Source organism: Bifidobacterium subtile (assembly GCF_000741775.1).
GTDB lineage: Bacteria > Actinomycetota > Actinomycetes > Actinomycetales > Bifidobacteriaceae > Bifidobacterium > Bifidobacterium subtile.
In genome coordinates, this window is sequence record NZ_JGZR01000002.1 from 146,346 (window position 1) to 171,690 (window position 25,345).

A 25,345-nucleotide genomic window follows, 5' to 3' on the forward strand; every position below is an offset into this window, starting at 1 on the left:
GTGAAGGGCATCTTGTGCGGAAAGCTGCAGAACCCTGCGAAGGCTACGGTGAGGAAGCGCAGCGCACGCATTCGTTGCGGGCATGGCCTTTCACGGTCATGCCCGCAACGTCGTAATCGGCTTTGCGGTCGACTATTGCGATGCGGCGAGAAACCGCATGGGACTGGGCAAGGCTCATAGAACTCGCACGAGCACGGAAAACGGGCACGGAAAAGGACGGCGGATGACAGCGATACGCACCCCTCTGGTGGCAGGCAACTGGAAGATGAACTTCGATCATCTGGAAGCGACCTACTTCGTGCAGAAGCTGGCTTGGCTCCTGCGCGATGCGCGATTCGACTACCAGCGTTGCGAAATCGCCCTGATGCCGCCTTTCACGTCGCTGCGCAGCGTACAAGTGCTGGTCGAAGCCGACAAGCTTTCCATCCATTACGGGGCGCAAGCCGTATCCGTCACCACGCAAGGCGCTTTCACCGGCGATGTCTCCGCCGACATGCTCGCTCGGCTCGCCTGTGATTATGTGATCGTGGGGCACTCGGAACGACGCAAATACCATCCCGAGGACGATGCCAACATCGTCGATCAGGTTCGTGCCGTGCTGACCGCGGGCATGCAGCCGATTCTGTGCGTAGGGGAGAGCTTCGAAGAGCGTCGACAGGGCATTCAGCTCGAATTCGCCGTCGGTCAGGTGCACGACGTCACACGCGATCTATCCGATGCGGAGGCGGCCAGGGTCATTGTCGCCTATGAGCCGGTGTGGGCCATCGGCACCGGCATGGTCGCCACGCCTCAGACTGCTCAGGACGCCGCCAAGGCCATCCGGGACGATTTGCGCGAGACCTTCGGTGCGCAAGTGGCCGAGGGCGTGCGCATCCTGTATGGCGGATCGGTCACTTCGGGCAACGCCGCCGAGCTGATCGAGGAAGCGGATGTGGACGGATTCCTCATCGGCGGCGCGTCGCTGGACGTCGAGGAGCTGGCGCGCATCGCCAGGCTCACGCTCAAATCCGTCCGGAAATCGACTCGCTGAATTCGCGAATCTGCGTTTGCGGCGAGAATGCGTCGCATTGTTCACCACCTTGCGCTATTCTTAAGCAAGTATTCGTATATATGGAGGTTCACTCGTGTCCGCTATGGCTATCGTCAAGCTTGTCCTGCAAATCATTCTTGTCGTCTTCAGCATCCTGCTCACGCTGCTGATCCTGATGCACCGAGGCAAGGGCGGCGGCCTGTCCGACATGTTCGGCGGCGGCCTGACTCAGAACGCCGGAACCTCGGGCGTGGCGGAGAAGAACCTGAATCGGTGGACCGTCATCATCGCCCTGCTGTGGGTGGCGGTCGCGATAGGGCTTGGGCTGATGTCGAAATTCAATCTCGTCTGATGCGTCTGCATAGACTGCTGTGACGAAGGGCTCCATGATCGCTGTGATCATGGAGCCCTTCGTGCTGCTGCGTGGGCCATTTGCTCTGCTCCATATGCCGTATTCCAGTTACGAACCTTAAGGACACCGTGCCATGACCGTAAGCGCTGCACCAAGATCCACACGATTGATTGTCGCCGACCTTGACGGCACCTTGCTGCATGATGCGTCGACCTTCGAGGAGCGTTTTCTTTCGCAACGTTCCGTCGATGCACTCGTGAAAGCACATGAACAAGGGCTGAAATTCGCCATTTCGACCGCTCGGCCAGTGAGTACGGGACTGTCCTTCGCCCGCCGATTGCCGGTTGACGCCTGCGTGTATCTCAATGGCGCGCTGATCGACATGAATCCCGCATGCTCGGATTTCGACACGCTCACCTCCGGCGAGCTGCCGGTCGACGGGCATTTGCGCCGCATAGGCTTCTCCTCGCAGCGTGCGTGCGAGGTATGCCGCATGCTGCTCGGCGCCATGCCCGGCCTTCAGCTCGGCATTGTGATGAACGACGTGCGCTACACGAATTTCGATGTCAGCGTGCTATGGAAAACGCAGGAATTCCGGCTCACTGATTTCACCGACGTGCCCAACGGCCAGGCCGACAAAATCTTCATCATGCCGCGGTCTGAGCAATGCGCGCAGCTCACAGGCCTGATACCGGCTGATTTCAAAGTGAGCATATCCGAAGGAACGATGTGGATGCTCATGAACCCACAGGCCAACAAGGAATCCTCCCTGCGCACCGTGTGCGAGCGGTTGGGCATCGGACTGGGGGAGACGGCCTCCTTCGGCGACGATCTCATCGATATCGATATGCTGAAAAGCTCCGGCACGGGCGTGGCCGTGGCCAATGCAAACCCTCGTGTGCTGGGCATCGCCGATGAAGTGTGCCCGGCCAACAACGAAGACGGCGTGGCGCAGTGGGTCGAGCAGCTGGTTGCCTGAAGCGATGCTTGGCAACAATGCCCAGAAGTTCCGATGCTCGCAAACAGGCTTGGAACAGAGTGTGAAACAGGAGAATGACGCCATATGACAGGTGCAGCAGAGCCGTTTGCGGCGATCCGCGGCGAAGGTTTCCCGATTCTTCTCGTGCATGGCATGGGCGTGGACCATCGCTCGCTGATCCTGCTTGATGACGCCTTCCCCGAGGAGACGAAACGCATCTATATCGATTTGCCCGGCTCCAGCAAGACGCCCGCTCTGACAGGGACTGGCGGTCTGCAGGATCTTTCCGACTGGCTGCGTGACACCGTGCCCGCGCTCGTCGGAGATCAGGATTACGCGTTGGTCGGCAACTCGATGGGCGGTGCGCTGGTGCGCGATCTGCTCAGCGCCCGCCCAGAACATTTAACCGGCATGGCGCTCATCGCCCCTGTGGTCGACCCGGTGAGGGCGCATCGAACGGTCGCAGAGCATACGATCAGCCACCCCAATGATGAGCTGACGGCGACACTGCCGGAATCACAGGTTTTCGATTTTCTCGAGATGGGCGTCAATCAGTCCTTCGAAGCATGGCGGCGCTATCAGCGCTTCATCCTGCCTGGCACGCGGCTATGCGATCGCGAGGCAACGCTGCGGCTCGACGCCAGCTACCGGCTTGATGCGGATCCCGAGGAGAGCATAGGCGTATTCGCGGGTCCTGTCGCCATCATCTGCGGCAGGCAGGATCAGATCGTCGGCTATGAGGATCAGCGCGATTTGCTGCCGCATTACCCCAACGCCGTCTATACCGTGGTGGATGACGCCGGCCACAACGTGCACATCGACCAGCCTGACATCGTGCGCGAGGCGCTGCGCTATTGGGCGGACCTGTTGCCGATGTGACGTGCGGTGCGCTCAATAACGAAGGAAGCCCTCCCGACCAGTGTGATCGGGAGGGCTTCCTTGATGGTGAACTGAATCGTGAGATTCAGTTCGCTACTTCATCAGGTGCATCGGAGGCATCAGGCGTTGACGCGGTCGATGCCGGCCTGGGTGTCGGACAGCACCGAATCCCAGGAGGCGATGAAGGAGGCGACGCCGTCGGCTTCGAGCTTGTCGGTGACCTGCTTGATGTCGATGCCCAGCTCGGCGAGCTTGTCCATGATGGCCTTGCTCTCCTCGTAGGTGCCCTCGATCGAAGGCGCACCATTGCCGTGGTCGGCGAGGGCGTTCAGCGTCTTCTCCGGCATGGTGTTCACGATGAACGGGGCGACCAGCTCATCGACGTACTTGCAGTCGGAGTAGGCGGCGTTCTTGGTGCCGGTGGAGGCCCAGAGCGGGCGCTGCTTCTTGGCGCCCTTGGCTTCGAGGCCAGCCCAGCGGGGATCCTCGGCGAACTTCTTCTCGAAGAGCTCGTAGGCGAGACGGGCGTTGGCCACAGCGGCCTTGCCTTCCAGAGCCTTGGCTTCATCGGAGCCGTTCTCCTCGAGCAGCTTGTCGACCGCGGTATCGACGCGGGAGACGAAGAAGGAGGCGACGGAGCCGATGTGCTTCAGGTCGTGGCCGTTGGCGTCAGCCTGCGCGATGCCTTCGATGAAGGCGTCGATGACCTGCTCGTAGCGTTCGAGCGAGAAGATCAGGGTGACGTTCACCGAGATGCCCTTGGAGAGCGTCGCGGTGATGGCCGGAAGGCCTTCGAGCGTCGCCGGGATCTTGATCATCGCGTTCGGGCGGTCGACCTTCTCCCACAGCTCCACGGCCTGGGTCTTGGTGTTCTCGGTATCGTGGGCCAGACGGGGATCGACCTCGATGGACACGCGGCCGTCGACGAAATCGGTCTTCTCGGCGACTTCGCGGAAGATGTCGGTGGCGTTGCGCACATCGGTGGTGGTGAGCTCGCGCACGGCGGTCTCCACGTCGACCTTGCCCAGCTCCTTGAGCTGCGCGTCATACGGGCCGACCTGACTCAGGGCCTTCTGGAAGATGGAGGGGTTGGTGGTCACGCCTACGACGTTCTTGTTGGCGATGAGATCCTGCAGCGAGCCGGACTCGATGCGGGTGCGGGACAGATCGTCCAGCCAGATCGAGACGCCGGAATCGCTGGTGCGCTGCGTTGCTTCAGTCATATTGTTTATCTCCTTATTCCAAACCAGATGCTGGCATGGGTAAATATTTCAAAGATCGGGGGCCTCCGCCAAGCGTTTCGGGCGGCGGCCCCCGGCTGGTTACTCAATCAGGCCTTGGCCTCGGCGATGGAAGCCTTGGCGGCCTCCACCACATGCTCGGCGTCGATGCCCAGATCGATCATGTTCTGCCCGCCATCGCCCTGCAGACCGAAGCGCTCGATGGAAACGGCCTTGCCATAGGTGCCGAGGTACTTGTACCAGGGCATGGCGATGCCGGCCTCGATCGAGACGCGAGCCTTGACGGCCTTGGGCAGCACGGACTCCTTGTAGTCCTCGTCCTGCTCTTCGAACCATTCGAGCGAGGGGACGGAGACGACGCGGGCCTTGATGCCTTCGTCGGCCAGGGTCTTGGCGGCGGCGACGGCCCACTGGACCTCGGAGCCGGTCGCCAGGATGATGACATCCGGGGTGCCGTCGACGTCGACGAGCACGTAAGCGCCCTTCTTTACGCCTTCCTTGGCCTTCTCGGCGGTCTCGGCAAGCGTCGGGACGCCCTGACGGGTCAGGATCATGGCGGTGGGCAGGGTGTTGTCCTTCTCGAAGAAGTAACGATAAGCTTCGGCCGTCTCGTACTCATCGGCCGGGCGAACGACCTCGACCTGCGGCATGCCGCGGAAGGAAGCCAGGTGCTCGATCGGCTGGTGGGTCGGGCCATCCTCGCCGAGGGCCACGGAATCGTGGGTCCACACGTAGAGGTTCGGAATCTCCATCAGCGCGGCGAGACGCACCGAAGGACGCTCGTAGTCGGAGAACTGGAAGAAGGTGCCGTTGAACGGACGGGTGTCCGAGCCGAGCAGGATGCCGTTGGTGATGGCTCCCATCGCGAACTCGCGCACGCCGAAGTGCAGCTGGCGGCCATACTCGGAGACCTCAGGCCAGGTCTTGGTCGCATCGGCGTCGGGGCCGAAGGACTTGGCGCCCTTGATGTTGGTGTTGTTCGAACCACCGAGGTCGGCGGAGCCGCCCCACAGTTCGGGCATGACCGCCGCGATGGCGTTGAGCACGGCGCCGGAGGCCTTGCGGGTGGCGACCTTGGAGCCGGCCTCGAAGGAGGCTTCCAAATCGTCGATGGCCTTGTCGAAGCCTTCGGGCAGCTCGCCGGCCTTGATGCGCTCGTAGAGAGCGGCCTTGTCCGGGTTGGCCTGCTTCCAGGCTTCGAGCTTCTCGTTCCAGTCCTTGTGGGCTGCAGCGCCGCGTTCGCCGACTTCGCGTGCGTGGGCCAGAGCCTCCTCGTCGATGGGGAAGGCGACCTCAGGGTCGAAGCCGAGAATCTTCTTGAGTCCGGCAATCGGCTCAGCGCCGAGCTTGGATCCATGCGAGGACTCGTCGTTGGTCTTGCCCGGGGTGGGCCATGCGATCAGGCTGTCGACCTTGATGAACTTCGGTCGATCGGTGACCTGCTCGGCCTTGTCGAGGGCCGCGGCCAGCGCTGCGGTGTCTTCCTTGTAGGAGCCGTCGGGCTGAATGAAGCTCACTTCGTCGGTGTACCATCCGTACGCCTCATAGCGCTTGAGGATGTCCTCGGAGAAGGTGAGCTTGGTGTCGCCCTCGATCTGGATGTGGTTGGCATCGAAGATCACGGTGAGGTTGCCCAGGCCCTGGTTGCCCGCAAGCGAGCTGGCCTCGGAGGAGACGCCTTCCTCGACGTCGCCCTCGCCGCAGATGACCCATACCTTGTGATCGAAGGGCGAGGTGCCCGCCGGAGCGTCGGGATCGAGCAGGCCGCGCTCGTAGCGCTGGCCATAGGCGAAGCCGACCGCCGAGGCGAGACCCTGACCCAGCGGGCCGGTGGTCATCTCGATGCCCGGGGTGAGGCCGACCTCAGGATGGCCTGGAGTACGCGTGTCGGCACCGCCGCGGAAGTATTTGAGGTCGTCGAGAGTCACGTCATAACCCGAGAAGAAGAGCTGCACGTACTGCGTGAGCGAGGCGTGGCCTCCGGAGAGGATGAAACGGTCGCGTCCGGCCCACTGGGGGTCGGCGGGATCGTGCTTGATATAGTGCTGATAGAGCGTATAGGCCACTGGGGCGAGCGAGATGGGGGAACCGGGATGTCCGTGTCCGGCCTTCTCGACTGCGTCGGCGGAGAGGGCCTTCGCCATCTTCACAGCGCGCTCGTCCAAGTCAGACCAAGTGAAATCGGTCATAGGTGATCTACTTTCCTTCCAATACTGCGAGCATCACGCATACGGCTTATGCCGCGCCATATATGCCCTCACATTGCCCCTTCATGGTAGCTTTCGCAGACGACTTGACGCCGCGGCGTTGGCGTGTTCGGCCGGTTTACGGTTCGTGAGCGTTCACAGAATCCGCATATTTCCACCGAAATCATCCCAGAACGAAAGTATTAGCACTCCGGTCAGCCGAGTGCTAATACAATAGAACAAGACAATCCACGCATCAATGCGTTTTGCCGCGGCTTTCACGCGTTGCACGGCTCGTCAGCCGACTGTGCGGTTCGCTTTTCAACGGACGGCCAGAAGACAAGGTCAAGGTCGGCAGACGGTCGTGCGGCAAGGCATGCGGCTGATGTGGATTGCCGGGAATGTAACGGGCACGGATACAAGGGAGGGCAGCATGGCGCAGTCACGTCGTATGATCGTTCTGCGTGCCGTGATAGAGGACTACATCCGCTCCCAGGAGCCGGTGGGCTCGTCTTCACTGACGAAGCATCATGATCTGGGAGTGAGTTCGGCGACGGTGCGCAACGATATGGCCGCTCTGGAAGACGAAGGCTACCTCATCCAGCCGCATACCTCCGCCGGCCGAATCCCCACGGAGCAAGGGTATCGCTATTTCGTGGACCGGCTGTCTACCGTCGTGCCGCTGTCTCAAGCCCAGCGCCGCGGAATCAGCCGGTTCCTGCAAGGCTCCATCAGCCTGCAGGACACCTTGCAACGTGCGGCGAGACTGCTGGCGAACATCACCGGGCAGGTGGCGGTGGTCTCTTCGCCGGCGCTCTCCAAGACGACGTTGCGGCACGTCGAACTCGTGCCCATCGCGATGAGCACGGTGCTTGCCGTGATCATCACCGATACCGGAAGCGTGGCCCAGCACACGCTTGACGTGCCGGCGATGCCGGAGCGCGAAACCATCTCCGCGTTCTCGAACCGCGTGAACGGCCAGTGCGTAGGACTCTCCTTGGCCAAGGCGGCCGAGCAGGTGCGTCAGCTGGCCAAGCGGCCGGACATGGCCGATGCGCACCGACTGGCGTCCGTGCTGGCGCAGGCCTTCGAAAGCATGGCCGAGGACGAGACCGCGGGCGATATGTATATGGCTGGCACCTCGCGCCTTGCGCATCGGCGCAGCGTCGTGGACCTTGCGCCGCTGTTCGACGCGCTTGAGGAGCAGGTCGTGCTGATGAGGCTCATGAGCTCGCTGAGCGAGGAGACCTCCGGCGTGGGCGTGGCGATCGGCTCGGAAACCCACACCCCTGGGCTGATGCACTCCTCGGTGGTGACCAGCGGGTATGGGCACAGTTCGAACGATCCGCATGGCGATGCGCAGACGCAGGGGCAGGGTCTGCAAGGTGTTCTGACCGGCACCGATCAGCCGGTGGCCTTCGTGGGATCGATCGGGCCGACACATATGGACTACTCCACGACCATGGCGGCGGTACGGGCCGTCGCCCGCTACCTGACCGTGCTGGTCTCCCACGATCCCTATGGCGCCCGTGATGCTGACGAGCAGGACGCCGGAAGCTGATACGGCTGGGTCGGCTTACGCATGCTGACCCAGCCTTATGGCACAATGACTGCGCGAACCAATGACTGCGCGAATGCAAACCCGCGAATACGATTTATGCAGCTATGACATGCAATACATAGACTTGCGAACACAAACCCAAGGATTGAACAGTGGCAGATTATTACGAGGTGCTAGGCGTCGAGCGTTCGGCGAATGAGGACGAGATCAAGCGCGCATACCGCAAGATGAGCCGGAAGTACCACCCCGACATCGCCGGCCCGGAATTCGAGGACAAGTTCAAGGAGGTCAACAACGCCTATCAGGTGCTGTCCGACCCTGACAAGAAACGCATGTACGACTCGGGCGTCGACCCCAACGACCCCAATGCGGGCGGCTACGGCGCAGGCGGCTTCGACATGGGCGATATGGGCGACATCTTCGGCCAGTTCTTCGGCGGTGCCTTTGGGGGAGCCTCGCAAGGCCCCGTTCCACGCACCCAGCAGGGCCGCGACTCGCTGGCGCGCGTCTCCATCGACCTGAAAACGGCGGTGTTCGGCGGCACGGCGCATGTCAAGATCAATACCTTCGGCCTGTGCCAGCAGTGCGGCGGCTCCGGCTCGGCCAACGGCGAGCAGCCGGTGACCTGCCCCGATTGCGGCGGGCGCGGCGTGCGCCAGAAAGTCGTGCGCACCATGCTGGGCCAGATGATGACGACGGCGCCCTGCGAGCGATGCGAGGGCCATGGCACCATCATCAGCAATCCATGTCCGGCCTGCATGGGGCATGGCCGCGTGCGCACCACGCGCGAGGTCGGCGTCACCATTCCCGCGGGCATCGCCGATGACGCGCGGCTGCGACTGGCCAATCAGGGCGAAGTCGGCGAAGGCGGCGGCCCTGCCGGCGATCTGTATATCGACATCCGCATCAAAGCGGATAAGCGCTTCACCCGCGATGGCGACGACCTGCATTGCTGGGTCCAGATTCCCATGAGCTGGGCGGTGCTTGGCCACGATCTCGACATCGACACCTTCGACGGCGAGGAGACGCTTTCCATTCCTGCCGGGTGCCAACCCGAGCAGACGGTGATGCTCAAGGGGCTTGGCGTGACCCGCATGCGACGCGGCGACGAGCGCGGCGATCTCATCGCTCACATCGGCGTGCACGTGCCCACCAAGCTCAGCGACGAGGAGCGCGACCTCATCGAACGCTTCGCGAACTCGCATGACACGGACTCGCAGCATATCGCGCAAAGCTCGAAGCCCGACGGCGGCAGCGCCAGGAAGGGCTTCTTCGGCAAACTCAAGGATGCGCTGAGCTAGCTGGGTTGCGAGAGAGGCTCACACTTTTTGGCTGCAATGGAGAAAGTGTGAGCCAAACCGAACATGCTGCGTTCGGTTTTACAACTGCTGAACTGTGGAATTTCGCCAATTATGTGGCACAAAGCTACCATTCGTCCTGTTTACTTGGCTCACACTTGTTGACCGAGTGCGGAAAAGTGTGAGCCGCAGCATATCCGTTATAGCAACGAGCGGCACATCGCCCGATACTCGCTCACATAGCCGCCGCCGAAGAAGACGCAGTGGCCGGCTATGGGGTAGAGCTGCCAAAGCGTAACGCGGTCCTGATATCCGGCTTTCAATGGATGCGCCGACTGATAGCCGTCGAGGATCTCGTGCAGATACGACATGCCGAACAGGTGCAGCATCGCCAGATCCTCCTCGCGATGGCCGCCATGCGCGGCCGGGTCGATGAGCACGGCCTCGCTCTGCCCGCGGTCCGCGGTCCACATCACGTTGCCGCTCCACAGATCGCCATGGATGCGCGCCGGCTTGTCGTCGGCGGCCCGCCCCAGCAATTCCGGGAGCTTGTCGACTATGCGCTGCGTGAGTTCAAGATCGCCCTGGTTGAGCGTGCCGCGCCTGACACCCAGCTGCACCATGGGCAGGAGCCGTCCTTGCCCGTAATACGTGGCCGGGTCGCTCCACTCGCCGGTATCCATCGGCACCGGATCCTGCAACGGCCCGAAATAGCATGTGCCGTCGTATCCTTCGGGAGCGGAGCCGAAGTATGGGGCTCCTGCGTCATGCATATGCGCCAGCGCCACGCCGAAATCGTGCGCGGCCTTCGGCGTGGGAGACGAGGAGGAGACCCGCTCGATATCGAGCCAATCACGGCCCCACCCCAGCACATCGACCACCCGCGGCCCGCCGGATGCCTGCGCCTGCCCCAGCCACTGCAATCCGCGCCCTTCGCATTCGAAGAATCCTTCGGGCGCAAAGTCCCGGCTCTTGCGATATTTGCCCATCGTATGCCTCCCTGCTTTTTCCTGCCTTCATTGTGTGCACGAGAGCCGACAAACGCCTTGGCACGTTTGGTCCGCGGGCGAACCGCAGACCGATTCCATGCAGTGGCGCCGTACCAGCAATCTTCAATTCTTGCCGGAATCTTAGGGCGGCTTCGGTAGTATGGTCGCAGCGACAGCAAAAACCTGAGTACTGAATAAAAGAGGGGTTATGAATTTCTTCCAGGCGATTTTCCTAGGACTGGTCCAGGCGCTGACCGAATACCTGCCGGTGTCCTCAAGCGCCCACATCCGCATCATCGGCGATCTGATGCTGGGGCACGACCCCGGCGCCGCGTTCACCGCCATCATCCAATTCGGCACCGAATTCGCGGTGCTGCTGTACTTCCGTCACGACATCGCGCGTATTCTGAGCCACTGGTTCGGCTGCCTGTTCGGGCGCAACGGCAAGGACCTGAAGTCCCGCATGGGTTCGGGCGACAAGGATGCTGCGCTGGGCTGGTACATCATCATCGGCACCATCCCGATCGTGCTCGCGGGCGTGCTGTTCAAAAGCACCATCGAGACGACGCTGCGCAATCTGTGGATCACGGTGACCGTGCTCATCGTCTTCGGCGTACTGCTATGGATCGCCGACGCTCGCTCGCGCCAGGTCAAAACCATCGACGACATGAATACGAAAGAGGCGATCGTGTTCGGCATCGGCCAGATGCTGGCCCTTATCCCCGGCGTCTCGCGCTCCGGCGGCACCATCACCTTCGGACGCGCCATGGGCTACACCCGCGAGGCGGCCGTGCGTGTCAGCTTCCTGATGGCCATCCCGGCCGTGTTCGGCGCGGGCATCCTCGAAGCGATTTCCGCGGTTTCCGATCTGAGCAATCCCCAGGTGGCAGCGACTTTCCCCGGCTGGGGCGCGACGATAGCCGCGACGATCGTCAGCTTCCTCGTGGGATATATCGTGATCATCGGATTCCTCAAATTCGTCTCCACGTTCTCGTATCGAGCGTTCGCCATCTACCGCATCGTGCTGGCCGTGGTGGTGGCGATTCTGCTGATCACCGGCGCGTTGCCCGCCATCGATGCTGGGGCGTGACAGGGGCTGGCAGGCATGATGGGCCGCTAGGCTAGGGCCAGCTGCCTATCGGCGGCGTTGATTACGGCGGGGTACGAGGAACAGTCCTCGTACCCCGCCGTTTCATGCCGGTCGAGTCGATATCTCGCTTAAGTGTGGCGTTATTGGTCGGCTGCGGAGGTCTATCTGCGTTATGTGAGGCGTTAATTCGCAGAGCGTCGAGTATCAGACGGCCCAGAACCGCCGTTTTCGGCCAGCGATACTCGGGGTACCTTGGAATTAGCGCCTCACATAACGCAGATAGACCTCCGCAGGGTCGGGTTAACGCCTCACACAACGCAGATGCAGCTGTTTTTCGCTACTCGTCCATATGCGAGAGGAATTCCTCGGCTTCCTTGACCAGCATTTCGGCCTGCGGCGTTCCGAGGTCGGCAAGCGCACGAGCGTTCTGCTCGCTATCGTATTCATGCTCGAGGTGCTCGACGTATTCGGCCAGCTCGTCGTTGCAATGCGTGAGCACGGAGGCCTGCGCCTTCCACGCCTGCGCCTTTTCAGGCAAGTCGCCCTGATCCAGCTCGACGCCGAGTCTGCCGGAAAGATGATTGAGCATCTGCAACGTGGCCTGGGCGCATTCGTCGCTGCCGAGATACTGCGGAATCGAGGCCCAGAGCGTGCTGGTCTCGAACCCCTCGTCGCAGGCTATCGTGTCAAGAACAGTGGGGATGCCTACCGGTCCGTTGTATTCCCGATCCATATCGCATCGGCAATTCGCGTCCGATTCGTCGATCGGCAGTGGGCGGGTGTGAGGGCAGTCGGCGAACATCGAACCCAGCGTAAGTATCTGGTCGACGTCGAATTCCTCGGCGATGCGCAGGCTTTGATGGCAGTATTCGACCCAGCGGTAGTTGGGCTCGGGGGCGATCTGGGCGAAGACATGGGTGGCCGCATCGATTGCGATATCGTAGAATGTGGTCTGCGGCCATAGGATGCGTCTGCGCCCACTCACCATGCAGGACATCGGCCGCGTCACCTGATAGTCATAGTAGGCATCGCATCGAATATGGCGCACCTCTATCGCATCGTAGCGCCCAATAAGGTGGCGAACGACGTTGGTGGCTGCCTGGCAGGCATCATTCCACCCCTCGAAAGCGCATATCATCGCGGTCTTCGGTGTCTTCGCTTCTTCTTTCATGTGTTCTAATGTAACCTGTGGAAACAACGTCTCGCCAGCTTATGCCATAGGTGAAGCCCGGCATCGTGCCCCGCGCCGGGTGCTGGCAGGTGATGCTGGACAATTTCATGCGTGCTGGGCTAGGGAAACGCACGAAATTGTCCAGTACCGTATGACGATATGTCGCTGCTGGTCGGATTGCTGCGTTTCAGCGGAGAAACGCAGCAATCCGACCAGCAGGACTTCAACAAGGCTGGCTGCGGGCCGGTTGCGCGATTGAAGCCATAGGTGAAGCCGGCCGATATCCTTGCAACCAGGCGGTTTTTGTATGGCGACACGCTGGAGTTGCAAATGCCATGGATGTGGTTATAGTAGTGACTCGTGCTTCGGCAGCGGTTAGCTGCGGAAAACACATGCGGACATAGCTTAGTTGGTAAAGCGCGACCTTGCCAAGGTCGAGAGCGCGGGTTCGAGTCCCGTTGTCCGCTCGAGGTCCGAAGAGTTGACGACCTGTTGGTGGGTTAGCCAAGCGGTTAGGCAGCGGCCTGCAAAGCCGTATAGACGAGTTCGACTCTCGTACCCACCTCTTGGTGAGTCAGATGCAAGTCTGGCGAGCTAAGGAAGACCCGGGCGGTTGGCGCAGTGGTAGCGCACTTCCCTGACACGGAAGGGGTCACAAGTTCGAATCTTGTATCGCCCACGCAGAGCCGAGGAATCGGCTCTTGACAATTGAATATGGGTGATTGGCGCAGCGGCTAGCGCACTTCCTTCACACGGAAGGGGTCGCAGGTTCGATTCCTGCATCACCCACATATCATATATTTAGATTCATTCATATTCTTTGAGCATTTCAAAACATTGGGATCGTATGATTTCGAAATTCTGACGCCTGCCTTGGCAGCTGATTCCCTATCGGCAATCGGGTTATGAGCTTTTCGGCCTATGCCTCCGACAATCCGATGAAATGATGCAAATTACCGTATCGCTATCACTATATGCCCTATATGCATATGCACTATATGACTGTGCTGAGCAGGTACACCAGCGGGATGGTGAGCAGGCTCAGTATGGTTGACAGGCTCATCAGCATGACCCCGGGCTTGGTGTCGTCTCCGTTGCGCATGGCGAAGAGCACTACCATCCCGGCTGCGGGGCACGATGATAAAATGACCGAGGTGGTGAAGGCCGTGCCTGTGACCGCGAAGAGCTTCAGCATCAATATGGCTATCACCGGGTAGAACAGGTTCCGCAGCAGCAGGGAGATCATGATCGGCAGGTCGAAGGTGACGGATCGCAACGGCATGTCGACGAGACTGCTGCCAATGACGATCATGGAGAGCGGCGTGAACAGATCGCTGACGTATGTGAGGAACTGATTGATCTGACTTGGAAAATGTATGGAAAGCACGAACATGGCCAGGCCGATGAGTATCGCCGCTATATTCGGGTTCACGATAATGGCTTTTGCCTTTGCCCTCCAACCATTTTTGGAATGCGGACCTTGATAGAGCGAAGTCCCGTGCGTCCAGGCAAAGATGTTGAAAACGGCCAGCGAAACCACGGCGTAGAACACGCCAGCGCTGCCGAAGAGCGCTTGGGCAAGCGGGATGCCCATGAATCCCGCGTTCGAATATACGCTCCCGAATTTCGCCGTCCGTTGTTTGGCAGGGTCTTTCACGCGCATGAACAGCAGCTTGGACAAGACGATGCTGATCAGGCAGGCGGTGACGACGGCCGCTGCGGTTGCGCTGAGAACATGGAGGCCGGATGATGAAAACGGCTGCTGAAATGCCCGAATGATTACCAGCGGCGAGATGTAGTACAGCAGCATGTCGGTGAGGTCATTGGCGGTTGTCTGGTGCAGATGGCCGCTGCTGCGGATGATCACTCCGAAAAACATAAGACAGAAGGCCAAGGCGATTTGCGTCGCAAGCTGTGTGAATGACACGATCTTCCTTTCCTCGGGCCAGTCCGGATGATCAAGCTGGGGGATGCTAATAAGCATATCGAGCCGATTGCATCGGAAATGTAATCGATTCGATATGCCTGGCCATCGTTATTGTCTGAACGGCTGAAGCACGGCATGATGTGACAGCAAGACCGTTAGGCTGGCATGATCTACTTGCCTTCCGCGCTCTTTTTGCCGCGCGGCACATAGATTACGGTGTCGATGAGCTTGGCATAGGCTTGCTCGATGGCGGCGCGCTTGGTTTTCAGGCTCGGGGTGAGCAGACCGTTCTCCGAGGTGAAGGAGTCGGGCAGGATCTCGAACTTGCGGACCGATTCGGCACGGGAGACCGAGGTGTTCGCTTCGGCGACCGCGCGCTCGACTTCGTCATGGATGATGGCGTTGCGGCTTGCCTGCTCCAACGTTTCGACAGGCTTCGCGCCCTGGGCCTTGAGCCATTCGTTGGCATCGGACAGATCGAGGGTGACCAGCGCGGCGACGAAGGGCCTGCGGTCGCCTATGACGAGACACTGGTCCACGACGGGCGAGGTCATGACGGAGGCCTCGATGCCGCCGGGGGAGACGTTCTTGCCGCCTGCCGTGATGATGAGATCCTTCTTGCGCCCTGTCAGATGGAGGAATCCAGCAGCGTCGATATCGCCCAGATCGCCGGTGTGCAGCCAGCCATCCGTGATCTGCTCGGCGCTGACTTCGGGCTGATTATGGTAGCCGCGGCAGATCATCGTACCCTTGATGCAGATTTCGTCATCGTCGCCGATGCCGAAACTCACGCCGGACAGCGGCTGCCCGATCGTGCCGATCCGGTTGCTGCCGGGCAGGCTCACGCATACGGGGCCTGCGGTTTCGGTCATGCCGTAGCCTTCGAGCAGCGGCATGCCGATGCCATTGAAGAAATGCGAGATCATCGGATCCATCGGGGCGCCGCCGGTGATGCAGAAGTCGGCGTTCGAGCCGAAGATGCGCAGGATCTGGCTGTACACCGTCTTCGCATAGAACGCATGGCGGATGCGTCCGGGCAACGGCAGGTGCTTCCCCTGCTGCTGGGCCATCGACCATTCTCTGGCATTCTCCACCGCGCGCTTGAAGAGCTTGCCTGCGAACCCGCTGCCGGCCCGTTGCGATGCGGCGTTGTAGACCTTCTCGAACACGCGCGGCACTGCGAGCAGCAGCGTGGGATTGAAGGTCTGGAAGTCGTCGATAATCGTCGAGAAATCGCTGGAAAGCCCCAGCCGCAGGGTTCCTGCGAAACTCAATATCTCCATATATCTGGCGAAGACGTGCGAAAGCGGTAGGAACAGCAGCAGCCCGCGGTCGGGGATGTTGCAGGCGCGCGGCATGAATTGCAGGCCGGAAAGGCACAGGAATGCAAAATTGGCATGCGTCAGCTCGACGCCCTTGGGCGTTCCCGTCGACCCGGACGTATAGACGATAGTCGCCAAATCGTTGCCGTGCGCGGCCTTCCTGCGCTCTTGGAAGTTCTCGTCGCTCACGCTCCCGCCGAATTCCTCGATGATATCGGTTGCGCCGCACTCGATGACATAGACATCGCCCAGCGTGCCGATCTGGCTGCGCACGGATTCGATCTTCTCCCGCTGTCCCTCGTCTTCGGCGAAAACGAGAGTGACTGAAGCGTCGTTGAGAATCGCGCGAATCTGCGCGGCCGAGCTGGTCTCGTACACCGGCACGGTGACTGCTCCTATTGCCATGATGGCCATGTCGAGCGCCGTCCACTCCCAGCGGGTGTGCGAGACGATCGCCACGGCATCGCCTTTCCGCACGCCTTTCGCGATAAGACCCTTGGCGAGGGTGACAACGATCTCAAGGAATTCCCGCGAGCTGAAATGCGCCCATGCTCCGTTGCTTTTGTATTCGATCACCGTGCCGTCAGGGTCGCGCTCGGCTCTGGACTCCACGAAGTCGAACAGGTTGATATCGATGTCGATCGGGTGTTGCATCCCGGCCGTATACTGTTTTTTCACGATTCCTCCGCACGCTTCCTATGATGACTATGCTCATACTAGGAACCACTATGTAAATGACAACTGCATGAATAGAAACCACTGCGTAAATGGAAACTATGTAAATGGCGATCGTGCACGTGACAGCCGGTAAGCGCAATCGCCTTCGAGCGACGCATGCGATGCGCTAGTCTGTGTATTGTTCTTTGCGAGGATTGATATGGCTTTGTCGTATTGATGGATTGAAAAGATTCCCGAACCGGATGGATTGCAGGACCCAGTTTGCAGGTTGCGGCGTAACGATATGAAGCTTGTTTGAGGAGAGGAAATATATGGAGCACAACGTAGCGGCGTCTTCGGCCGTGGAGCCATCCCAGCAGGGAGAGAATATTAAATCCAATCGCAAGAAGATCAATCCGTGGGTTTCGCTGTGGTCGATGATCATCGGATTCTTCATGATTCTGCTGGACACGACGATTGTGGCCGTGGCGAATCCGAGCATCCAGCAGGGCCTCGGCGTGGACGTCGGAACGGTGCTCTGGGTCACCTCGGCGTACCTGCTGACGCTCACCGTGCCGATGCTCATCGCGGGAAGGCTGGGGGACCGCTTCGGACAGCGCAACATCTATCTTATCGGCTTGGTGATTTTCACCTTGTCGTCGCTGTGGTGCGGGCTGTCGTCCAGCCTGCCGGGCAGCCAGATCGGCAATCTGATCGCCGCGCGCTCGGTGCAGGGTTTTGGCGCAGCGCTCATCAGCCCACAGACCATGGCCGTCATCCAGCGCATCTTCCCGCCGACGCGCAGGGGAGGAGCTATGGCCGTGTGGGGGACCGTCGCCGGCGTGGCCACAATGGTAGGGCCCGTGCTGGGCGGGTTCCTGGTCAGCTCCTTCGGCTGGGAGTGGATTTTCTTCATCAATGTGCCGGTCGGCATCGTCGCGCTGATTCTTGGCTGGGTGAACATTCCGAAGCTTGAGACGCACACGCACTCCTTCGATTGGATTGGCGTGGCGCTGTCCGCTGTTGCCGTCTTCTTCCTCGTCTTCGGCATGCAGGAGGGCAACGCGCACCATTGGGATGGCTGGATCATCGCGTCCATCGTGTTCGGTGCCGTCATGTTCGCTGTCTTCTTCCTGTGGCAAGCACGCGCCGAAGGGGAGCCGCTGGTGCCGTTGAACCTGTTCAAGGACCGCAACTTCTCGGTGTCGTCGGCCGCCATCGTCTTCGTCGGCTTCGCAATCGCCTCCATGTCGGTTCCGCTGTACTACTACTTCCAAGTCGTGCGCGGCCTCGACCCGACCCAATCGGCCCTGATGACGCTGCCATCGCCGATCATCGGCATCGTGCTCGCGCCGATCTCCGGCAAGATGATCGACCGCATGCACCCGCGCACGCTGGCCGTTCCGGGGCTGCTGTGCTCCTCGCTGGGGTTGTGGCTCTATGTATGGATCATGCAGGTCGACGTCTCGTGGGCCTGGCTGCTGGTTCCCTCGGCGGTTCTCGGCATCGGCAGCGCGTTCATGTGGGGGCCGCTGGGCGCGGTGTCCACGCGCAATCTGCCGCCGTACATGGCGGGCGCGGCTTCCGGCGTGTACAACACGGCCCGTCAGCTCGGCACCGTCATTGGTTCGGCGGCTATTGCAGCGCTTGTCTCTGCGCGGCTTGAGCATTACCTTCCCGCTGCCTCGCAGCATTTCTCCGGGGCATCCGCAAGCGGTGCGCATATGCCGCTGAATGCGGCGATTCGCTTCACCAGCGCGATGAAGGATTCGCTGGTGATGCCAGCGACGGCGCTGCTTATCGGCTCGCTGATCTGCGTTGCGTTTGTGGCTCCGCGTGCGTGGGAGCGAGGGCAGGAGCAACATCACCAGCAGTCTTCGCAGCAGGAATAAGCGGGCTCAACGTCGCGCGAGCATCCCGATAGTCTGAGCTGGTCTTCCGAGCTGTATCTGCTCTCCTGACTGTGTTTTCTGGCTGTGTCGGCTCACGGTGTCTTTTGCACAAGGCCTTGAGGCTCGAAGTCACCGTGCACAGGCAGTCAAGATTGTTGCCGCATTGTTCGCGCACAGCGCTTCGCCGACGGCGCACCGCTGAAATTGCTACGCTGTATAAGGACAGGACAACGACGAAAGGACCTCTTATGACCGTCTACACGCTTCCCGACCTTCCCTACGATTATTCGGCGCTGGAACCGTATATTTCCGGCAAGATCATGGAATTGCACCATGACAAGCACCATCAAACCTATGTCACCGGCGCGAACAAGGCCCTCGAACAGCTCGAAGAAGCCCGCGACAAGGACGACTTCGCCAATATCAGCCGCTTGGAGAAGGATCTCGCCTTCAATCTCGGCGGCCATATCAACCACAGCGTCTTCTGGAAGAATCTTTCTCCCGACGGCGGCGGCAAGCCCGAAGGCGAGCTGGCAGCGGCCATCGACGAGTACTTCGGCTCCTTCGAGAAGCTCCAGGCGCAGTTCAACGCGACCGCGACGACGCTGCAAGGCTCCGGCTGGGCCATCCTGGGCTGGGACACCATCGCCAAGCGTCCGCTGATCTTCCAGCTCTTCGACCAGCAGGCCAATGTGCCGATTTCCATCGTCCCGCTGCTGCAGCTGGACATGTGGGAGCACGCCTACTATCTCGACTATCTCAACGTCAAGGCCGACTATGTGAAGGCTTTCTGGAACATCGCCAACTGGGCCGATGTCGCCGAGCGCTTCGCCAAGGTCAGCACGGACTGAATGTAGCTGACTCTGTAGCTGGCAGTGACTGACTGATTGCTGATTCCCTGAATCCCGAATTGGGGTTCAGGGAATTTGCGTATCAGGCGTACTGCCCCTTTCGTGCCTCTTATCACGAATGAGCGTCACAAAAGGGGCAGAATTCCCTTGTATGCCTTGTACATGCTGTCCTATAGCTGACATGGTTCTGGCCAAAACGGACAGGCAGGGAGTATGGTTGCCTGCGTGCGTAATGAGAATGTGAATGAAAACAACGGCGACGAACCAAGCATGCATGCGGCAGAAGGAACTGCGGCAATTGCATCGGAGGGTGGAGTCGACGCGGCTTCCGGGCTGCAATCCGTGGAGACGCTGGACCGCAGCAACGATATGGAGCGGGGCCTGAAGAACCGGCATGTGCAGTTCATCGCCATCGGCGGCACCATCGGCACGGGGCTGTTCCTGGGGTCGGGCAAGTCCATCAGCCTGACCGGGCCGAGCATCATTGCGGTGTACATCGCCGTGGGTGCGGTCATGTTCCTGCTGATGCGGACGATCGGCGAGATGATGTACCGCGACCCGAGCCAGCACACCTTCATCAATTTCATCGGGCGCTATCTCGGCGACGCCTGGGGCCATTTCGCCGGCTGGTCGTACTGGGTCGTCCTGGTGCTGGTCGGCATGACCGAAATCAGCGCGGTCGGCACGTATTTCGTGACCTTCTTCCGCATCTTCGGCATCGACCTGCGGCACTGGAACTGGCTGATTCAGATTGGCTTCCTGGCGGTGCTCGCTATGGTCAACCTCATCGCAGTCAAGGTCTTCGGCGAAACCGAATTCTGGTTCTCGATGATCAAGATCACGCTGATTCTGGCGATGATCGCCACCGCTGCGGTCATGGTCATCATCGACTACCATTACCCGGCCGTGCAGATTCACGGCATGGACGGCATTTCGTCGGCCGGCCACGCGGGCTTCGACAATATCACGCGCGGATTCTCCTTCTTGCCTCACGGCTGGATGGCATTCCTGATGAGCTTCCAGATGGTCTTCTTCGCCTACGAAACCATCGAATTCGTCGGCGTGACGGTCTCCGAGACGCACAATCCGCGCAAGGTGCTGCCCAAGGCGATCAACCAGCTCATCGCCAGAATCCTGATTTTCTACGTCGGCGCGCTGGTTGCGATCATGCTCATCGTGCCGTGGAGCACTTTCAGGCCGAACCGCGACGGTTCCTTCGCCTCGCCATTCGTCATGGTGTTCCAGTACGCCGGGCTCAACTGGGCTTCGGCGCTGGTGTTCTTCGTGGTCATCACCGCGGCCTCGTCGTCGCTCAACTCGCTGCTGTACTCCGCCGGGCGGCATCTCTATCAGGTTGCCGACGAGTTTGATTCCCCGCGGCTGTGCCATTTTGCGACTGTCTCGAAGAGCAAGGTGCCCGCGCGTGCGATCATACTTTCGGCCCTGCTGATTCTCATCTCCCCGCTGTTCAGCGCGATTCCCGGCATTTCCAGCGCCTTCGTGCTGTTCTCCTCGGCATCCAGCGCGGTGATCATCTTCATCTACATACTCACCGTGGCCGCGCACCGCAAATACCGCCAATCCGCCGACTTCATCACCGACGGCTTCGTGCTGCCGGGCTACAAGGTACTCGACATCGTCGCTATGGCGTTCTTCGCTTTCATCTACCTCACGCTGTTCCTGGCCGCCGACACGCGCGGCCCGGCGCTGGCCGGCCTGGGCTGGCTGATTGTGTTCGGTGGATACTGCCTGCTGCGCAGTCGACGCAGGAAATCAGCCAGTGCCGTGGGTGCAGCGGGTGTCGAAGATGTCGTCGTGGAATGACACGCTCAACGTATAGAACGTATAGATACAGCAGGAGGATACTTCCCAATCCGATAATGACGTTGGACGAGAAAACACCCTCCCGCTTGATTATGGGATGGACAGCTTAGTTTTCCGGACGTTTTGCGTTAGGCGCATTCGAGTCGTGTCCATTCGGACCAATGCTGGTTTACCATTGATGTACTAGCTGATTTTTTTAATCTGTACCGGTGCGGAGAGGAGCGTGCTATGGCGAATATCACCGTATATCCGACCACGCTTCGCTGGGCAGTGCGAGAAAGCGACGCCGACCCCTCTGCGATTGCTCATAAAAAGGGATTGGCTGACTTTCCGGAATGGCTGATGGCGACGGATCCGCTGCATCTTTCCTTCAGCAAGCTTTCTGCAATTGGCAAAGTGCTGAATATGCCGTTTGGCTCTTTGGTGCGTTCGGTGTCTCCTGAGTTTCAGGAGGATGCGGTAATCCGATACCGTACAATCGGCAACCAAACTGTTGAGCCAACTCAGAATCTGCGGGACATCATTCGAATCATGCGTGGCAGACAGAGCTGGGCGCGGGACGAAATGGTTTCCCAAGGTCTGGGAGGCAACCTTCTCGTCGGCAGTGTGTCTCAGGCTGCTTCTGCCCGAGAACTTGCAGATGCAATGCGCGAGAAACTGTCTTTGCAAGCCGATTGGTCTTTGCATAAGGATTCCGGAGAGCGATTCCGTTATGTACGAGATAGGGCTTCTGACGCCGGTCTGCTTGTTATGATCGATTCCAAAGTCGGTACGTTCGCTCGACGCCTAGACGTGCATGATTTTCGTGCGTTTGTTTTGCTCGATGATATCGCTCCGCTGATTTTCATCAATTGCAACGATTCCTACGCGGGGATGCTGTTTTCCTTGCTGCATGAGATAGGCCATGTGCTGCTGGGATTGGACGAAGTGTACAACGACCTTTCTTTTGCCGCGGATAACACGAAGAATGAGCGTGTGATTAATCGGGCCGTGGTGATGTCTGTTGTGAACGATGTTGATTTTCATGCCTACTGGCGCAAGTCTGCTGAGATTCATGGGCAAACACAGGATGTAGCTGACGCCTGCGCAAAACGGTACGGGCTGAGTGGGCTTGCCCTGACCATCTACGCCCATCAGCTTGGCTTGGCGACAGAGGAAGACATACGTTTAGTACGGATGTTAGGCGAAGAGCGCACAGATGCACGAACGAGCTCCGGTGGAAACCAAAATCGCACGAACGCATCCCATCTCGATACGCGGTTCGTTCGGCTGGTCAGCAGTGGCATCGAACGAGGCACGCTCGGCTATTCGGACGGGCTTTCGCTGTTAGGGCTTAAATCCATTCATGCCTACGAGGGACTCCTCGAAGAGAAGGGCATGATCCGATGAAAGATGTGTTCTTGCTCGATTCCGACGTTTTCATCAGTTCCCACCGCATTCATCATCCTTTCGATTATAAGGAATTCCACCCATTCTGGCACTGGATGGAAAAGATGGCTGCACATGGCAAGGTGAAAATTCTCGACATTGTATTTCAGGAGATTACTCAACGAGACAGCAAAGGCAACAGCGATGAACTTGCCGATTGGTTCCGTGCACTGTTCGTTGCAAGGCAGATTTCTCACAAGACGGATGATATTGGTGAGGTGTACGCGCAGGTTCAGGATTATCTGGTGACTTGCGGTTGTTATCTGGCTGAGTCGTATTCACAGTGGGAACCCGAAGGCAAGGCGGATCCGTGGCTGATTGCAGCGGCAAAAACCTTCAGAGCGACCATCGTGACCGATGAACGGCCTGTAAATCCTTCCTCGCACCAGCCGATGAAGAAAGAGCCGAAGATACCTGACGTCGCGGAGGCGCTCGGTGTGCCAACGATGAATCTCCGAGAATTCTACGATGCCAGCGGCGAGCTGGTTCATATGCAGTATCCAATTCAATTGGCTTTTTGACGTTCTCGCTTGTTGGAGTTTTGCATGGTTGCCGATGTGCAAACGCAATATCTCGGGTCGTTTACTGTTTCCTTGCCTGTTGCTGAGGCGCTGGAATACGGTATGAAACACCCGAGGTCGAAGGTTTCATGCGAGGCTGTACGCTGGTAAGCAACGTGGCGATGAACGCCGGTAACCACATTTTTTGCGAGGGAGTAGTACATGGTATCGAATCAGTTTGATGAGGATCGTCCTGAGGGTTGGTGGAAGTCTGCGGTGGTCTATCAGGTCTATCCGCGCTCGTTCCAGGATTCGAACGGGGACGGCGTGGGCGACATTCCGGGCATTGATTCGCGGCTCGATTATCTGGCCGATTTGGGTGTGGATGTGATCTGGCTGTCGCCGGTGTATCGCTCGCCGCAGGTGGATAACGGCTATGACATCAGCGATTATCGTGACATCGATCCGCTGTTCGGCACGCTCGGCGACATCGACAAGCTCATCCACGACGCGCACGAGCGCGGCATCAAGCTGGTCATGGATCTGGTGGTCAACCACACGTCCGACAGGCATGCGTGGTTCGAGGAGTCGCGCGACCCGGCCTCGTCGAAGCGCGATTGGTACTACTGGCGGCCGGCGCGCGAGGGCGCGGTTCCCGGCGAGCCGGGGGCGGAGCCCAGCGACACGCCTGCGGCGTTCGCGCCGTCGGCCTGGACGTATGACGAGCGCAGCGGCGAATACTATCTGGGTATCTTCAGCCCGGCGCAGCCTGATCTGAATTGGGAGAATGCGGATGTGCGGCACGCCGTGTACGACATGATGCGCTGGTGGGTGTCACGCGGCGTCGATGGCTTCCGCATGGACGTGATCAACCTGATCTCCAAGCCCGAAGCGCTTACCAGCGGCGGTCCTGTACCGGTTGATTTGTCCGGTGATGTCTCCAACGGTCCGCGTCTTGATGAGTTTCTTGCCGAGATGAACCGCGAGGTCGGCTTGGACGAGCATAACCTCTTCACCGTGGGCGAGATGCCCGGTTCCACGGTCGAGACCGCGATTCGCGCGACGGCCGCGACTCGGCATGAGCTCAAGATGGTGTTCACGTTCGAGCATATGGAGCTGGATCACACGGCGGATGGAACGAAGTGGGATCTGGCCGACTTGCCGCTGCCGGTGCTCAAGAAGAACCTGGCCCACTGGCAGGATGGTCTGGCTGAAGCGGGCTGGAACTCGCTGTACTGGAACAATCATGATCAGCCGCGCGTGGTGTCGCGCTTCGGCGACGATAGCCCCGAGTACCGGGTCGCCTCGGCGAAGGCGCTGGCCACGGTGCTGCATCTGCACAAGGGCACCCCGTATGTCTACCAGGGCGAGGAGTTCGGCATGACCAACCTGCCGCTGCATTCGATCGGGGAGTATGAGGACGTCGAGTCGATCAACTACTACCATCAGGCGAAGAAGGCCGGGCTGGACGAGGCCACGATCCTGAAGTCCTTGCAGGTCAAGAGCCGCGATAACGCGCGCACGCCGGTGCAGTGGGATAATACGGCTAACGCCGGGTTCACCACGGGCACGCCGTGGTACACGCTCAACCCGAATTATGCGAGCGTCAATGCCAAGGCGGCCGTGGCCGACCCGGACTCCGTCTACGCCCACTACCAAAAGCTCATCGCATTGCGGCATAGCAGCCCCGTCGTGCGCGAGGGCCGCTTCGAGCTGCTGCTGGCCGACGACCCGAACATCTGGGCCTTCACCCGCACCCTGGAGGGCGTGACGATTCTCGTGGTCGCCAACTTCTCCTCGCACGAAAACGCGCTGCCCGTCGACGGCCTGCCCGAGCTGGCCGGCGCCAAGCTGCTGATCGGGGAGCGTGCGCTGGAGGGCGTCACCACACTCAAACCATGGGAATCGTCGGTGCTTGAGCTCGCCTGAGGAATAGAGCTGGAGCTGCATATGCGGGGGATGGGCTTGTAAGGAGCCATTCCCCGCATTGCATATCTTCCGATTTTCGCAGGTGGGCCTGCACGAATACGGATGAGTACAGATTCGATGCGGGGCTGTTGAAATTTCGACCGAGATGTCCGAATAGGCATCCGAGTGGCTAAAGAGTCTGTAACAGGGTCCCCCTAGCCGATTGACCGGCACGCGGCGGCGTGCATACGATATCTCCG

General features: G+C 59.9%; 19 protein-coding genes and 4 tRNA genes. 17 read left to right on the forward strand and 6 right to left on the reverse strand.

Going from position 1 to position 25,345, the window contains the following annotated elements; translation table 11 throughout:
- Positions 1-223: 223 nt before the first annotated feature.
- From tpiA to BISU_RS01640, 4 genes are all read left to right on the forward strand, one after another.
- Positions 224-1,030: a triose-phosphate isomerase gene (gene tpiA, locus BISU_RS01625; RefSeq protein WP_024463787.1), complete on the forward strand. Its 807-nt coding sequence runs from the start codon at positions 224-226 to the stop codon at positions 1,028-1,030.
- Positions 1,031-1,133: 103 nt separating this feature from the next.
- Positions 1,134-1,382, forward strand: a complete 249-nt coding sequence (gene secG, locus BISU_RS01630; RefSeq protein ID WP_024463788.1) for a preprotein translocase subunit SecG — start codon at positions 1,134-1,136, stop codon at positions 1,380-1,382.
- Positions 1,383-1,515: 133 nt separating this feature from the next.
- Positions 1,516-2,361 carry an HAD family hydrolase gene (locus BISU_RS01635; protein ID WP_024463789.1) on the forward strand — a complete coding sequence of 282 codons (846 nt, stop codon included), beginning with the start codon at positions 1,516-1,518 and terminating at the stop codon, positions 2,359-2,361.
- A gap of 84 nt (positions 2,362-2,445) precedes the next feature.
- Complete coding sequence (locus BISU_RS01640; protein ID WP_024463790.1) at positions 2,446-3,240, forward strand: alpha/beta fold hydrolase; 795 nt, start codon at positions 2,446-2,448, stop codon at positions 3,238-3,240.
- Between the two features lie 119 nt (positions 3,241-3,359).
- Here BISU_RS01640 and tal read toward each other — a convergent pair whose 3' ends face one another.
- Complete coding sequence (tal, locus tag BISU_RS01645; protein ID WP_024463791.1) at positions 3,360-4,463, reverse strand: transaldolase; 1,104 nt, start codon at positions 4,461-4,463, stop codon at positions 3,360-3,362.
- A gap of 107 nt (positions 4,464-4,570) precedes the next feature.
- Positions 4,571-6,670 (reverse strand): transketolase, encoded by a 2,100-nt coding sequence (gene tkt / locus BISU_RS01650; RefSeq protein WP_024463792.1) that lies wholly within the window; start codon positions 6,668-6,670, stop codon positions 4,571-4,573.
- A 430-nt stretch (positions 6,671-7,100) separates the two neighbouring features.
- Between tkt and hrcA the strand changes: the two genes are divergently transcribed.
- Together hrcA and dnaJ are read left to right on the forward strand one after the other, a co-directional pair.
- A complete protein-coding gene (gene hrcA, locus BISU_RS01655; protein ID WP_024463793.1) occupies positions 7,101-8,228 on the forward strand; it encodes a heat-inducible transcriptional repressor HrcA in 1,128 nt (375 codons plus the stop codon).
- Between the two features lie 152 nt (positions 8,229-8,380).
- Positions 8,381-9,529 carry a molecular chaperone DnaJ gene (dnaJ, locus tag BISU_RS01660; RefSeq protein ID WP_024463794.1) on the forward strand — a complete coding sequence of 383 codons (1,149 nt, stop codon included), beginning with the start codon at positions 8,381-8,383 and terminating at the stop codon, positions 9,527-9,529.
- A gap of 197 nt (positions 9,530-9,726) precedes the next feature.
- Here dnaJ and BISU_RS01665 read toward each other — a convergent pair whose 3' ends face one another.
- Complete coding sequence (locus tag BISU_RS01665) at positions 9,727-10,515, reverse strand: fructosamine kinase family protein (protein ID WP_024463795.1); 789 nt, start codon at positions 10,513-10,515, stop codon at positions 9,727-9,729.
- A 208-nt stretch (positions 10,516-10,723) separates the two neighbouring features.
- Between BISU_RS01665 and BISU_RS01670 the strand changes: the two genes are divergently transcribed.
- Entirely contained in the window at positions 10,724-11,605 is an 882-nt protein-coding gene (locus BISU_RS01670; protein ID WP_024463796.1) for an undecaprenyl-diphosphate phosphatase, read from the forward strand.
- Between the two features lie 337 nt (positions 11,606-11,942).
- Here the strand turns inward: BISU_RS01670 and BISU_RS01675 are convergent, their stop codons facing one another.
- Entirely contained in the window at positions 11,943-12,776 is an 834-nt protein-coding gene (locus BISU_RS01675) for a PAC2 family protein (RefSeq protein ID WP_024463797.1), read from the reverse strand.
- 394 nt (positions 12,777-13,170) lie between these two features.
- On the opposite strand from BISU_RS01675, the gene BISU_RS01680 reads away from it, so the two are divergent.
- The 4 genes from BISU_RS01680 (at position 13,171) to BISU_RS01695 (ending at position 13,565) form a co-directional block, all read left to right on the forward strand.
- Positions 13,171-13,243, forward strand: a tRNA-Gly gene (locus tag BISU_RS01680).
- A gap of 27 nt (positions 13,244-13,270) precedes the next feature.
- Positions 13,271-13,341: transfer RNA gene (locus BISU_RS01685), tRNA-Cys, on the forward strand.
- Between the two features lie 42 nt (positions 13,342-13,383).
- A tRNA-Val gene (locus BISU_RS01690) sits at positions 13,384-13,455 on the forward strand.
- 37 nt (positions 13,456-13,492) lie between these two features.
- A tRNA-Val gene (locus BISU_RS01695) sits at positions 13,493-13,565 on the forward strand.
- Positions 13,566-13,770: 205 nt separating this feature from the next.
- Here the strand turns inward: BISU_RS01695 and BISU_RS01700 are convergent.
- Together BISU_RS01700 and BISU_RS01705 are read right to left on the reverse strand one after the other, a co-directional pair.
- Positions 13,771-14,703, reverse strand: coding sequence for an AEC family transporter (locus BISU_RS01700; protein WP_024463798.1), 933 nt, complete (start codon positions 14,701-14,703; stop codon positions 13,771-13,773).
- Between the two features lie 170 nt (positions 14,704-14,873).
- Positions 14,874-16,679 carry an AMP-dependent synthetase/ligase gene (locus BISU_RS01705; protein WP_081672725.1) on the reverse strand — a complete coding sequence of 602 codons (1,806 nt, stop codon included), beginning with the start codon at positions 16,677-16,679 and terminating at the stop codon, positions 14,874-14,876.
- 335 nt (positions 16,680-17,014) lie between these two features.
- Here BISU_RS01705 and BISU_RS01710 point away from each other — a divergent pair, with 335 nt between their 5' ends.
- From BISU_RS01710 to BISU_RS01735, 6 genes are all read left to right on the forward strand, one after another.
- Complete coding sequence (locus BISU_RS01710; protein WP_024463800.1) at positions 17,015-18,574, forward strand: MFS transporter; 1,560 nt, start codon at positions 17,015-17,017, stop codon at positions 18,572-18,574.
- 248 nt (positions 18,575-18,822) lie between these two features.
- Positions 18,823-19,425: a superoxide dismutase gene (locus BISU_RS01715; protein ID WP_033503039.1), complete on the forward strand. Its 603-nt coding sequence runs from the start codon at positions 18,823-18,825 to the stop codon at positions 19,423-19,425.
- 270 nt (positions 19,426-19,695) lie between these two features.
- Positions 19,696-21,249, forward strand: coding sequence for an amino acid permease (locus BISU_RS01720; protein ID WP_051246140.1), 1,554 nt, complete (start codon positions 19,696-19,698; stop codon positions 21,247-21,249).
- A 228-nt stretch (positions 21,250-21,477) separates the two neighbouring features.
- Complete coding sequence (locus BISU_RS11445; protein WP_051246127.1) at positions 21,478-22,638, forward strand: ImmA/IrrE family metallo-endopeptidase; 1,161 nt, start codon at positions 21,478-21,480, stop codon at positions 22,636-22,638.
- Positions 22,635-23,198: a DUF4411 family protein gene (locus tag BISU_RS11450; RefSeq protein ID WP_024463803.1), complete on the forward strand. Its 564-nt coding sequence runs from the start codon at positions 22,635-22,637 to the stop codon at positions 23,196-23,198. The genes BISU_RS11445 and BISU_RS11450 overlap by 4 nt, the downstream gene beginning before the upstream one ends.
- A gap of 201 nt (positions 23,199-23,399) precedes the next feature.
- The gene (locus tag BISU_RS01735; RefSeq protein ID WP_024463804.1) at positions 23,400-25,106 is read left to right on the forward strand and encodes a glycoside hydrolase family 13 protein; all 1,707 of its coding nucleotides are present in this window, start codon (positions 23,400-23,402) and stop codon (positions 25,104-25,106) included.
- Positions 25,107-25,345: the final 239 nt, after the last annotated feature.

What these genes read in the sequence shown, in the direction of transcription:
- tpiA (WP_024463787.1), top strand. Translation starts at nt 224, where the DNA reads ATGACAGCGATACGCACCCCTCTGGTGGCAGGCAACTGGAAGATGAAC.
- secG (WP_024463788.1), top strand. Translation starts at nt 1,134, where the DNA reads ATGGCTATCGTCAAGCTTGTCCTGCAAATCATTCTTGTCGTCTTCAGC.
- BISU_RS01635 (WP_024463789.1), top strand. Translation starts at nt 1,516, where the DNA reads ATGACCGTAAGCGCTGCACCAAGATCCACACGATTGATTGTCGCCGAC.
- BISU_RS01640 (WP_024463790.1), top strand. Translation starts at nt 2,446, where the DNA reads ATGACAGGTGCAGCAGAGCCGTTTGCGGCGATCCGCGGCGAAGGTTTC.
- tal (WP_024463791.1), bottom strand. Translation starts at nt 4,463, where the DNA reads ATGACTGAAGCAACGCAGCGCACCAGCGATTCCGGCGTCTCGATCTGG.
- tkt (WP_024463792.1), bottom strand. Translation starts at nt 6,670, where the DNA reads ATGACCGATTTCACTTGGTCTGACTTGGACGAGCGCGCTGTGAAGATG.
- hrcA (WP_024463793.1), top strand. Translation starts at nt 7,101, where the DNA reads ATGGCGCAGTCACGTCGTATGATCGTTCTGCGTGCCGTGATAGAGGAC.
- BISU_RS01665 (WP_024463795.1), bottom strand. Translation starts at nt 10,515, where the DNA reads ATGGGCAAATATCGCAAGAGCCGGGACTTTGCGCCCGAAGGATTCTTC.
- BISU_RS01670 (WP_024463796.1), top strand. Translation starts at nt 10,724, where the DNA reads ATGAATTTCTTCCAGGCGATTTTCCTAGGACTGGTCCAGGCGCTGACC.
- BISU_RS01675 (WP_024463797.1), bottom strand. Translation starts at nt 12,776, where the DNA reads ATGAAAGAAGAAGCGAAGACACCGAAGACCGCGATGATATGCGCTTTC.
- BISU_RS01705 (WP_081672725.1), bottom strand. Translation starts at nt 16,679, where the DNA reads ATGCAACACCCGATCGACATCGATATCAACCTGTTCGACTTCGTGGAG.
- BISU_RS01710 (WP_024463800.1), top strand. Translation starts at nt 17,015, where the DNA reads ATGGAGCACAACGTAGCGGCGTCTTCGGCCGTGGAGCCATCCCAGCAG.
- BISU_RS01715 (WP_033503039.1), top strand. Translation starts at nt 18,823, where the DNA reads ATGACCGTCTACACGCTTCCCGACCTTCCCTACGATTATTCGGCGCTG.
- BISU_RS01720 (WP_051246140.1), top strand. Translation starts at nt 19,696, where the DNA reads ATGCATGCGGCAGAAGGAACTGCGGCAATTGCATCGGAGGGTGGAGTC.
- BISU_RS11445 (WP_051246127.1), top strand. Translation starts at nt 21,478, where the DNA reads ATGGCGAATATCACCGTATATCCGACCACGCTTCGCTGGGCAGTGCGA.
- BISU_RS11450 (WP_024463803.1), top strand. Translation starts at nt 22,635, where the DNA reads ATGAAAGATGTGTTCTTGCTCGATTCCGACGTTTTCATCAGTTCCCAC.
- BISU_RS01735 (WP_024463804.1), top strand. Translation starts at nt 23,400, where the DNA reads ATGGTATCGAATCAGTTTGATGAGGATCGTCCTGAGGGTTGGTGGAAG.